Origin of the sequence: Pseudomonas tehranensis, assembly GCF_014268615.1 — a bacterium.
GTDB lineage: Bacteria > Pseudomonadota > Gammaproteobacteria > Pseudomonadales > Pseudomonadaceae > Aquipseudomonas > Aquipseudomonas tehranensis.
The window spans coordinates 1-9,593 of sequence record NZ_JABWQV010000190.1; the positions used below are offsets into that span (position 1 = coordinate 1).

12 protein-coding genes are annotated in these 9,593 nt (G+C 62.7%); 2 read left to right on the plus strand and 10 right to left on the minus strand.

What is annotated here, in order from left to right; translation table 11 throughout:
* Window positions 1–47: 47 nt before the first annotated feature.
* The 10 genes from HU811_RS20720 to ccmA all read right to left on the minus strand — a co-directional run bounded on the left by HU811_RS20720 (window position 48) and on the right by ccmA (window position 7,432).
* Window positions 48–455, minus strand: a complete 408-nt coding sequence (locus HU811_RS20720; protein WP_186657851.1) for a hypothetical protein — start codon at window positions 453–455, stop codon at window positions 48–50.
* Window positions 456–469: 14 nt separating this feature from the next.
* Window positions 470–1,672: a c-type cytochrome biogenesis protein CcmI gene (ccmI, locus tag HU811_RS20725; RefSeq protein ID WP_186657854.1), complete on the minus strand. Its 1,203-nt coding sequence runs from the start codon at window positions 1,670–1,672 to the stop codon at window positions 470–472.
* Window positions 1,665–2,138 (minus strand): cytochrome c-type biogenesis protein, encoded by a 474-nt coding sequence (locus HU811_RS20730; RefSeq protein ID WP_092397583.1) that lies wholly within the window; start codon window positions 2,136–2,138, stop codon window positions 1,665–1,667. Before HU811_RS20730 ends, ccmI begins: the two co-directional genes overlap by 8 nt.
* Window positions 2,135–2,671 carry a DsbE family thiol:disulfide interchange protein gene (locus HU811_RS20735; RefSeq protein ID WP_047226276.1) on the minus strand — a complete coding sequence of 179 codons (537 nt, stop codon included), beginning with the start codon at window positions 2,669–2,671 and terminating at the stop codon, window positions 2,135–2,137. The genes HU811_RS20730 and HU811_RS20735 overlap by 4 nt, the downstream gene beginning before the upstream one ends.
* A complete protein-coding gene (locus HU811_RS20740; protein ID WP_186657857.1) occupies window positions 2,668–4,653 on the minus strand; it encodes a heme lyase CcmF/NrfE family subunit in 1,986 nt (661 codons plus the stop codon). The genes HU811_RS20735 and HU811_RS20740 overlap by 4 nt, the downstream gene beginning before the upstream one ends.
* A 3-nt stretch (window positions 4,654–4,656) precedes the next feature.
* Window positions 4,657–5,112 carry a cytochrome c maturation protein CcmE gene (gene ccmE / locus HU811_RS20745; RefSeq protein ID WP_186657859.1) on the minus strand — a complete coding sequence of 152 codons (456 nt, stop codon included), beginning with the start codon at window positions 5,110–5,112 and terminating at the stop codon, window positions 4,657–4,659.
* Window positions 5,109–5,285 carry a heme exporter protein CcmD gene (ccmD, locus tag HU811_RS20750; RefSeq protein ID WP_007939192.1) on the minus strand — a complete coding sequence of 59 codons (177 nt, stop codon included), beginning with the start codon at window positions 5,283–5,285 and terminating at the stop codon, window positions 5,109–5,111. The genes ccmE and ccmD overlap by 4 nt, the downstream gene beginning before the upstream one ends.
* A complete protein-coding gene (locus tag HU811_RS20755) occupies window positions 5,282–6,037 on the minus strand; it encodes a heme ABC transporter permease (RefSeq protein WP_092458440.1) in 756 nt (251 codons plus the stop codon). The genes ccmD and HU811_RS20755 overlap by 4 nt, the downstream gene beginning before the upstream one ends.
* Window positions 6,038–6,131: 94 nt before the next feature.
* Window positions 6,132–6,800 (minus strand): heme exporter protein CcmB, encoded by a 669-nt coding sequence (gene ccmB / locus HU811_RS20760; RefSeq protein WP_047226272.1) that lies wholly within the window; start codon window positions 6,798–6,800, stop codon window positions 6,132–6,134.
* Window positions 6,797–7,432 (minus strand): cytochrome c biogenesis heme-transporting ATPase CcmA, encoded by a 636-nt coding sequence (ccmA, locus tag HU811_RS20765; protein WP_092458437.1) that lies wholly within the window; start codon window positions 7,430–7,432, stop codon window positions 6,797–6,799. Before ccmA ends, ccmB begins: the two co-directional genes overlap by 4 nt.
* Window positions 7,433–7,631: 199 nt before the next feature.
* Here ccmA and fliK point away from each other — a divergent pair, with 199 nt between their 5' ends.
* Together fliK and HU811_RS20775 are read left to right on the plus strand one after the other, a co-directional pair.
* Window positions 7,632–9,218, plus strand: a complete 1,587-nt coding sequence (gene fliK, locus HU811_RS20770; RefSeq protein ID WP_186657860.1) for a flagellar hook-length control protein FliK — start codon at window positions 7,632–7,634, stop codon at window positions 9,216–9,218.
* Window positions 9,215–9,544 carry an EscU/YscU/HrcU family type III secretion system export apparatus switch protein gene (locus HU811_RS20775; protein ID WP_186657862.1) on the plus strand — a complete coding sequence of 110 codons (330 nt, stop codon included), beginning with the start codon at window positions 9,215–9,217 and terminating at the stop codon, window positions 9,542–9,544. The genes fliK and HU811_RS20775 overlap by 4 nt, the downstream gene beginning before the upstream one ends.
* Window positions 9,545–9,593 lie beyond the last annotated feature (49 nt).

The window sequence follows — 9,593 nt, forward strand, 5'->3', positions numbered from 1 at the left end:
CACTCGAGCGGGAGCAAGCTCCCTCGCCACGAAGTCGACACTGGCCTTTAGTGGAATTGACGCCCCAACCCCGCCGGCACGCCTTCGATGGTGGTCTCTTCCCACGGCCCGTTAGGGCTGATGGAGCGGCTCCAGCCGTTGCTCCAGCGGTAATAGGTGCGCTGGCGATAGAAGGTGTTGGTGTGGTTGTCCAGCACATAGACCCCAAGTTTGGCGTCCCAGTGGCTATTGCCGCCGGGTGGTGGGGCGAAGCTGGCGGAAGTACGAGGCAACGGCTTGGCCGGTGTATTCGGCGTGACGGGCTTGCTTGGGACGGTCGATGGCCCCGGCTTGGTGGCCGGGCCTGAAGACGGGATGGGAGGCAGCGGCGCCGACGGCTGCGGCGGACGCTGGACCGCACAAGCACTCAGGCCCAGGACGAGCGTGAGCAGGGTGATACGAGCGATGGCGGTCATGGTGCGAATTCCTGTTATTTATCCGGGCTGTCGATAGTCAGTTGTTGCTGCGCCGTGGTGCTGCTCGCCAGAGGCTTGCTGCGGCCGATCCATTCACCGGCGGTCGGTTGACCGGCCCGGGAAATGCGCGCCACCAGTTGGACTTCAGGGAAGTTCGACAGTTTCAGTTGCGGCATCATGGCGTCCGCATCGCTCAGTTCCACGGTAACAGGCAGGTCAGCGACGGTCAGGCGCTTGGCCGCCAGCGGCGCCGGCGGGCCGGAAGCGGCGCGGGCAAAGATGAACACGCTGTCGCCCGGCTGCACCTTGGCCTTGAGCTCCGGCGCCAGCTCCACGCGCACCTTGAGCAATGCCGCAGCCTTGCTCACTGGCGCCTGGGCGACCTTGCCGCCGCTGGCTTCAAGCTTCTCGGTGGCGCGGTTGATACCGCCTTGTAGCGCATCACGGGACTTGTCGCCTTCCGGCAGTTGCGCGAGCAGACGGCCCCAGTAATCAATGGCCTCCTGATAGCGCTCGCCTTCGAACGCGGCGATTCCCAGCAGGCCCAGGCTGGTGACCTCCTTGGGATCGAGCTTGAGCGCTTCGTCGGTCAGGGCCTGGACCTTGTCCGACCATTTCTTGCCATCGGCGAAATACTGCGCCTGAGCCCACTGGCCCAACAACTCGGGTTGGCGACCGGCCACCGCCACGGTCCGCTCGAAGATCTTCGCGGCATCCGCCGGCCGGTCCTGGGCCATGTAGGTGCGACCGAGGAAATACAAGCCCTCGGCGTTATCCGGTTGCGCCGCCACCGCGCGCTCCAGGCGCAGGGTCATTTCTTCCATCGACTGCGGCGCCTGGGCGAACTCGCGAGTCAGCTCGACCTTGTCGCTGGCGCCGAAATGCAGATACAGCCCCAGGCCCAGCACCGGCACCAGCACGGCGGCGAGTAACGGCAACGGTTTACCCAAGCGAGACTCGCGCGGCGCATCAGCGCCTTCGGTGTCGGCGAGCAGTTCTCGCGCGGCTTCGGCGCGGCCGGTGTCCAGTTGCGCGGTATTCAGCACGCCCTCTTCCTGCTCGGCCTGCAACTCGGCGACGCGCTCCTGATACAGCGCCACGTTGAGCGCGGTACGGTCCTCTTCGCGCTGGGCGCGGCGAACACGCAATACGGGGATCAACAGAAAACTCAGGGCAACCAGGAGAAGCAGACCTGCGGCGAGCCAAAAATCAATCATGCTTGGTTTTATCCAACAGTTGGTCGAGGCGCTGGCGCTCTTCGACAGAAAGCGTGTCCGGGGCAGCCGTGCGCTGGACCCGGCGACGACGCACAATCACCGCGATGACCACGAAACCACCGAGCAACAGCCCGGCGGGGCCAAACCAGAGCAGTGCGGTCTTGGAGGTCAAGGCCGGGTTGTAGCGCACGAACTCCCCATAGCGGTCCACCATGAAATCGATGATCTGCTGGTTGTCCTTGCCCTCGCCGAGCATGCGGAAGATTTCCTTGCGCAGATCGGCGGCAATCGGTGCGTTGGAATCGGCGATATCCTGGTTCTGACATTTGGGGCAGCGCAGTTCCTTGGTCAGTTCACGGAACCGCTCGCGCTCGCCCTCGTTGGCGAATTCGTAGGTGTCGATGGCAGCGTGAGCTACGCCAGCCAGGCTCACGCCGAGGATAACGGCTGCTAACCAGCGCTTCATGGCTTGGCCTCATCGACCAGCGCCTGATACTTGGCGGCCAGCTTTTCGCGCCAGACCTGTTCGTCGATCACGCCGACGAACTTGTCGCGAATGACACCCTTGGCGTCGATGAAGAAGGTTTCCGGCGCCCCGTAAACGCCCAGGTTCAGGCCCAGAGAGCCTTCTTCATCACGAATATCCAGTTGATACGGGTTGTGGAACTCGGCCAGCCACTTCAAGGCATCGGCGTTGACGTCCTTGTAATTGACGCCGTAGATCACCACGCCGTTCTGGGCCAGTTTGTTCAATACCGGATGCTCAACCCGGCAGGAAATGCACCAGGTGCCCCAGACATTGACCAGCGCCGGTTTGCCCAGCAGGTCCGCCCGCGTCAGGGTCTTGTCGCCCTGCACCGACGGCAGGGAGAACTCCGGGAACGGCTTGCCGATCATCGCCGACGGCAATTCGGCCGGGTTCAGGTAGAGCCCTCGGTACAAAAACACCGCCATCAATAGGAACAGTGCCAGCGGCAACAACATCAACCAACGTTTCATGCAGGGGCTCCCGTCATGCCCAGGGTTTCACGCACCCGGGTTTTCACCTTGACCCGATAACGACGATCCAGCGCGGCCAGCACCCCACCCAGGCCGGTGAGCAAGCCACCGAACCAGATCCAGCGCACGAACGGCTTGACGTGGACCCGCACCGCCCATGCCCCATCACCCAGGGACTCGCCCAGCGCTACGTAGAGGTCGCGGGTGAAACCGGCATCGATCCCGGCTTCGGTCATCACCGAATTCTGCACGGTGTAGAGGCGTTTTTCCGGATGCAGCACGGTGATTTCCTGACCGTTGCGAATGACCCGCACGGTGCCTTTGTCGGAGGTGAAGTTCGGGCCTTCGTAGTGTTTGGCCCCCTCGAATACGAACTGATAGCCTCCCAGGTCCATGGACTCTCCGGGTGCCAGACGCAGGTCACGCTCGGCGCTATTCTGGCTGGACAGCACCACACCCAGGGCGCAGACGGCGATGCCCAGGTGAGCGATTTGCATCCCCCAATAACTGCGAGTCAAGGTCGGCAGGCCCTTGATCAGGCCTTTGTGGCGGGTCTTGTCGAAGATATCCCGCACGCCAGCCAGCAACACCCAGGCCGCCAGCACGAAAGTCGCCAGTACCGCCCAGTTGAAATCGCCATATGCAATCGCGGCAATGACGGCCAGAGCAGCAGTGCCCAGCAGCACGGGCGTCAGCATGCCCATCAGCCATTTGACCGGCGTGTCTTTCCAGCGCACCAGCATGCCGACAGCCATCACCACCATCAGGATCGCCATCAGCGGAATGAACAATGCATTGAAGTACGGCGGGCCGACCGACAGCTTGGCGCCGGTCAGCGCGTCGAGCACCAGCGGGTACAGCGTACCCAGCAGGATCATCGACGCGGCGACCACCAGCACCAGGTTGTTGCCCAGCAACAGGGTTTCCCGGGACCAGAGGTTGAAGCCGACCTGGCTTTTCACCACCGGCGCCCGCAAAGCGAACAGCATCAGCGAGCCGCCGACCACGAACAGCAGGAACATCAGGATGAACACACCACGCTCAGGGTCGGAGGCAAAGGCATGCACCGAAGTCAGTACGCCGGAACGCACCAGGAACGTTCCCAGCAGGCTGAGGGAGAATGCCGCAATGGCCAGCAGCACGGTCCAGCTCTTGAACACCCCACGTTTTTCCGTGACGGCCAGGGAGTGAATCAGCGCGGTGCCCACCAGCCAGGGCATGAACGAGGCATTTTCCACCGGGTCCCAGAACCACCAGCCACCCCAGCCGAGTTCGTAATAAGCCCACCACGAACCCAGGGTGATGCCAATGCCCAGGAAAGCCCAGGCGACGATGGTCCAAGGACGCGACCAGCGCGCCCATGCGGCATCAAGACGACCGCCCAGCAACGCGGCGATGGCGAAGGCGAAGGCTACGGAAAAGCCGACGTACCCCATGTAGAGCATCGGCGGGTGAACGATCAGGCCGATGTCCTGCAGCAACGGATTGAGGTCGCGGCCATCCAACGGCACCTGCGGCAGGATGCGCTCGAAGGGGTTGGACGTGAGGATCAGGAACAGCAGAAAACCGATGCTGATCATGCCCATCACCGCCAGCACACGGGCGAGCATCACTTGCGGTAACTGCCGGGAGAATACCGAGACCGCGAAGGTCCAGCCGGCGAGGATCAACGCCCAGAGCAACAGAGAGCCTTCATGGGCGCCCCACACCGCGCTGAACTTGTAGTACCAAGGCAAGGCGCTGTTGGAGTTGCCGGCAACGTACGCCACGGAAAAATCGTCAACCATGAAGGCGTAGGTCAGGCAACCGAAGGCGAACAACATGAAGGCGAACTGCCCCCAAGCCGCCGGCTGGGCCAGGCTCATCCACAAACGATCGCCACGCCAGGCACCGAGTAAAGGCACCACCGCCTGAACGATGGAGAAACACAAAGCCAGGATCATCGCCAGGTGACCCAGCTCGGGAATAAACAGACCGGTCATCGATCAACCCTCCTTCACGGGAGCGGGCGCCGACTGGCCGCTGTCTTTCAAAGCCTTGGTCACTTCCGGCGGCATGTATTTTTCATCGTGCTTGGCCAGGACTTCATCGGCCACCACCACGCCTTCGGCATTGAGCTTGCCCAGGGCGACGATGCCCTGCCCTTCGCGAAACAGGTCGGGCAGGATGCCACGATAGGTGATGGTCACGGTCTTGTTGAAATCGGTGACGTTGAATTTCACGTCCAGCGAGTCCCCGGTACGCACCAGGGACCCCTCCTCCACCATGCCGCCGGCACGAATGCGCGTGTCCTTGGGCGCTTCGCCGTTGGCAATCTGGGTCGGGGTATAGAACAGGTTGATGTTCTGTTGCAAGGCGCTCAAGGCCAAGCCGACTGCGGCGCCGACCCCCACCAGGATGGCAAGAATGATGACAAGACGTTTTTTGCGCAGCGGATTCACTGACCGTTCTCCCGGCGCAGACGACGCGCCTCTTGTTGCAGATACCGCTTGCGGGCCAGGATCGGCGCCGCCACGTTGAGGGCCAGCACCGCCAGGCAGATGCCATAGGCTGACCAGACATACAGGCCGTGATGGCCCATGGCGAGAAAATCGCCGAATGACGCAAAACTCATCGAGCGGCCTCCAGGCTGTTCTGTACTTCGGCCTTCACCCAACTGGCCCGGGACTCGCGCTTGAGCACTTCCAGGCGCATGCGCATTAACAGCACCGCGCCGAAGAAACAGTAGAAACCCAGCGCTGTGAGCAACAGCGGCAGCCACATCTCCACCGGCATCGCCGGCTTTTCGGTGAGGGTGAAGGTCGCGCCCTGGTGCAGGGTGTTCCACCACTCCACCGAGTACTTGATGATCGGGATGTTGATCACACCGACAATCGCCAGCACCGCGCAAGCCTTGGCGGCGCTGTCACGATTGCTGATGGCGTTGCCCAGCGCAATAAGACCGAAGTACAAAAACAGCAGGATCAGCATCGACGTCAGTCGGGCATCCCAGACCCACCATGAGCCCCAGGTCGGTTTGCCCCAGATCGCCCCGGTGACCAGCGCCACGGCGGTCATCCAGGCACCGATGGGGGCGGCGCATTGCAGGGCCACATCCGCCAGTTTCATTTTCCACACCAGCCCGACTACACCGCACACCGCCAGCATCACGTAGATGGACTGGGCCAACAGCGCCGTGGGCACGTGAATGTAGATGATGCGAAAGCTGTTGCCCTGCTGGTAGTCCGGCGGGGCGAAGGCCAGGCCCCAGACTACGCCAATGCCCATCAGCAGCACTGCCAGGAGGCTCAACCAGGGCAACAGTTTGCCGCTGATGCCGTAGAACCACTTGGGTGAGCCGAGCTTATGAAACCAGGTCCAGTTCATTGCTGTTTTCCATCACGGTTGCGGCACGCTATCACGGGCCGCCAGTCTGCCTTTACTTCAGAAGAAGTGGTCATTTTTCGACCAGGCGTCATTATTATTCGCCGACGCTGATTTTCAGGCCAGCGGCTATTGCAAAGGGTGTCAGGGTTATCGCCAGGGCGGTCAGGCTCCCAAGCCACAGCAGATAACCGGTTGCCGGCATGCCTTGCAGCGCGGCTTGCAAGGCGCCACTACCGAGGATCAACACCGGGATATACAACGGCAGGATCAGCAGCGCCAGCAACAGGCCGCCACGCTTCAACCCAACCGTCAATGCCGCGCCGACTGCGCCGAGCAGGCTCAACACCGGTGTGCCCAGCAACAGCGACACCAACAATACCGGCATGCAGGCAGCGGGCAAGCCCAGCATCATTGCCAGCAGCGGCGAGAGCAAGACCAGCGCCAGGCCGGAAAAAACCCAGTGTGCCAGTACCTTGGCCAAAACCAGAAGGGCCAGGGGGTGCGACGAAAGGACCCACTGCTCCAGGGATCCGTCCTCGAAATCACTGCGGAAAAGCCCGTCCAGCGAGAGCAGGACCGATAAAAGGGCCGCCACCCAGACCAGCCCCGGCGACAAGGTTTGCAACAATTGAGTCCCAGGACCGACCGCCAGCGGGAACAGTGCGATGACAATCGCGAAGAACACCAGCGGATTGGCCAGTTCGGCCGGACGGCGGAACAACAGGCGCGCCTCGCGAGCAAGCAGCAGGCCAAACACACTCATACAGCCCAATTCCCAAGATCGATGTTGCGATAACCGGATGGCATCCGCGCCAATGTGTGGTGGGTGGTCAACAGCACCATGCCGCCTCTCTCGCAGTGCCCGGCCAGGTGCTCCTCGAGCTGCGCCACACCCTGCTTGTCCAGAGCGGTGAACGGCTCGTCGAGAATCCACAGCGGCGGACTGTCGAGATATAACCGGGCCAGGGCCACGCGGCGCTGCTGGCCGGCAGACAGGGTGTGGCACGGCACGTCTTCGAAGCCGCGCAGGCCCACCGTCGCCAGCGCCTGCCAGATCGCCTCGCGCCCGGCCGGTCGATGCAGCGCGCAGAGCCAACTGAGGTTTTCTTCAGGCGTCAGCAAATCCTTGATGCCGGCGGCATGGCCGATCCAGAGCAGGTTGCGGGCCAGTTCGCTGCGCTGGCTGTGCAACGGCTGGCCATTGAGCAGCACTTGGCCGGCGGTGGGTTGCATCAACCCGGCCAGCAGGCGCAACAGGCTGGTCTTGCCACTGCCGTTAGGGCCGCTGATCTGCACCATATCGCCACGCGAGAGTCTCAATTCGAGATTCTCGAAAAGCAGCCGCAAATCTCGCTCACAGGCGAGGCCGACGGTTTGCAGGAGAGGACTGGTCAAGGGATAGCGGGCCTTATACGGTTCAAGTCGGCCATGCAGCGGCCGTTAAAGAGGTGCAGCATAGATGCTTTGGTGGCCGGTTCCACAGAGCTGCGTCAAACAATTGCAAGGTTTTCGCCACTCCCTGAAAGACCGGCGGCATTATACATGTCATGCCCCAGGGGGCGTGCTCAATTAGCTTCCCAAGGTAAGACCGCAGATGACAGGCGACATGAACATACCGCCGCTGCCTCAGGCCTCGGCAACCACCCGTATGCCGGCGGTCACGGGCGAGCTGCTCAAATTGCTGACGCCGGTCGAAGGCCTGATCGGTGTGGGCCAGACCGCCAAGGCCGAGGTGTTGTCGCTCAAGCAGGCGGAGCAGACCTTCCAGCTGTTGCTCAAGGTCACCCTGGAGAGCGGTCGCCAAACCACCGTGCAAGCCACCAGCACCCAGCCATTGCCCCAAGGCACCAGCCTGGCGGTGACGCAGCCATCCGCCAGCAACCTGGCGATTACCGTGCAGCAGGCCATCGCCTCCAGCGTCGCCACCCTGACCCGTATCGACACGGCACAGATGCCGGTCGGCACTCTACTGCAAGGCAAGGTGCTCACCAGCCAGGCGTTGCCGCAGTTGCCGGGGCAACCGGCGGTTTACCGGTCGCTGGTGAGCCTGCTCAACACGGCCCAGGCTGGCAGAACCCTGGACATCGACAGCCCGCGACCGCTGCGCATCGGCACGCTGTTGAGTGCTCAGGTACAAGATGCCCAGACCTTGAAATTTGTCCCCTTGAGCAACCGCCAGGAACAACTGGCGGTCAGCCAGCAACTGGTCACGCAGATGAGCCGCCAGGGCTCGCTGGACAGCCTGGTCACCGCGCTGCAGAACACCGTGCTGCAAAAGCTTCCGGCCAGCGACGACACCGGCACCGAGCTGCGCGCCGCGGTGACACGGCTGTTGGCGGGCCTGCCGGACATCCAGCAACTGAGTACACCCAAGGGCCTGGCTCAGGCCATGGCCGCCAGCGGCGCGTTCCTGGAAAGCAAACTGCTGGCCGGGCAAGTACCGAGCCTGGCGCCAGACATGAAGGGCGATCTGCTGAAACTGATCGCCCAACTGACCCCGGCCCTGCCCGCCTCCACCAACCTCGCTGCCATCATTGCCGCCAACACGTTGGCCCAGGCGCTCCCCAGCTTCGTGCGTAACGCCCTGGGAACCCTCGGCCAGGTCAGCGTCAAGCCGCAACCCACCAGTTTCCCCCTGCCCTCACGCCTGTTGAAAGGCCAGGACGATGAAGGCGACCTGGAGCAGCTGCTGCGCCTGGCCGCCGCCGCCGTGTCGCGCCTGCAAACCCATCAGTTGTCGAGCCTGGAACAGACGGGCCTGACCGACGATGGTCGGCTGATGAGCACTTGGCAGCTGGAAATCCCCATGCGCAACCTGCAGGACATCGTGCCGCTGCAGGTCAAGTTCCAGCGCGAGGAAACCCCGCCCCGGGAGCAGCCACAGGAACGCCGTGAAGAACGCGAACCGAAACAGCAGCTCTGGCGGGTAGAGCTGGCGTTCGACATGGAGCCATTGGGGCCGCTGCAGATTCAGGCCCAGTTGCTCAGCGGCAGCCTGTCGAGCCAGCTATGGGCTGAGCGGCCATACACCGCCAGCCTGATCGAAAGCAATCTGACCGCGCTGCGTGAACGCCTGGTGACCTGTGGCCTGAATGTGGGCGACCTGGATTGCCACCTCGGCACCCCGCCCCAAGGCCCCAAGACTCGACTGGAACAACGCTGGGTGGACGAAACCGCATGACAACCGACACCGCACCACGCCAGGCCATCGCCCTCAAATACGACGGCCTCCACGCACCGACCCTCACCGCCAAGGGCGACGAAGCCCTGGCCGAGGAAATCCTGCGGATCGCCCGGGAAAGCGAAGTGCCGATTTATGAAAATGCTGAGTTGGTGAAGCTATTGGCCCGAATGGAATTGGGCGACAGCATTCCGGAAGAGTTGTATCGCACGATTGCCGAGATCATCGCGTTTGCCTGGAATCTGAAAGGCAAATTCCCCCAGGGCTATGACCCGAGCGCGCCAAGTGTCGAGAAGGATGTGACCGATCGCGGCGACGATTACTGATCTCAAATCCAGCAAAGGGCCGCTCTTGTGGCGAGGGAGCTTGCTCCCG

Coding starts and splice junctions, on each gene's coding strand:
- fliK (WP_186657860.1), top strand. CDS start 7,632: ATGACAGGCGACATGAACATACCGCCGCTGCCTCAGGCCTCGGCAACC.
- HU811_RS20775 (WP_186657862.1), top strand. CDS start 9,215: ATGACAACCGACACCGCACCACGCCAGGCCATCGCCCTCAAATACGAC.
- HU811_RS20730 (WP_092397583.1), bottom strand. CDS start 2,138: ATGAAGCGCTGGTTAGCAGCCGTTATCCTCGGCGTGAGCCTGGCTGGC.
- ccmI (WP_186657854.1), bottom strand. CDS start 1,672: ATGATTGATTTTTGGCTCGCCGCAGGTCTGCTTCTCCTGGTTGCCCTG.
- HU811_RS20740 (WP_186657857.1), bottom strand. CDS start 4,653: ATGACCGGTCTGTTTATTCCCGAGCTGGGTCACCTGGCGATGATCCTG.
- HU811_RS20720 (WP_186657851.1), bottom strand. CDS start 455: ATGACCGCCATCGCTCGTATCACCCTGCTCACGCTCGTCCTGGGCCTG.
- HU811_RS20755 (WP_092458440.1), bottom strand. CDS start 6,037: ATGAACTGGACCTGGTTTCATAAGCTCGGCTCACCCAAGTGGTTCTAC.
- HU811_RS20735 (WP_047226276.1), bottom strand. CDS start 2,671: ATGAAACGTTGGTTGATGTTGTTGCCGCTGGCACTGTTCCTATTGATG.
- ccmB (WP_047226272.1), bottom strand. CDS start 6,800: ATGAGTGTGTTTGGCCTGCTGCTTGCTCGCGAGGCGCGCCTGTTGTTC.
- ccmD (WP_007939192.1), bottom strand. CDS start 5,285: ATGAGTTTTGCGTCATTCGGCGATTTTCTCGCCATGGGCCATCACGGC.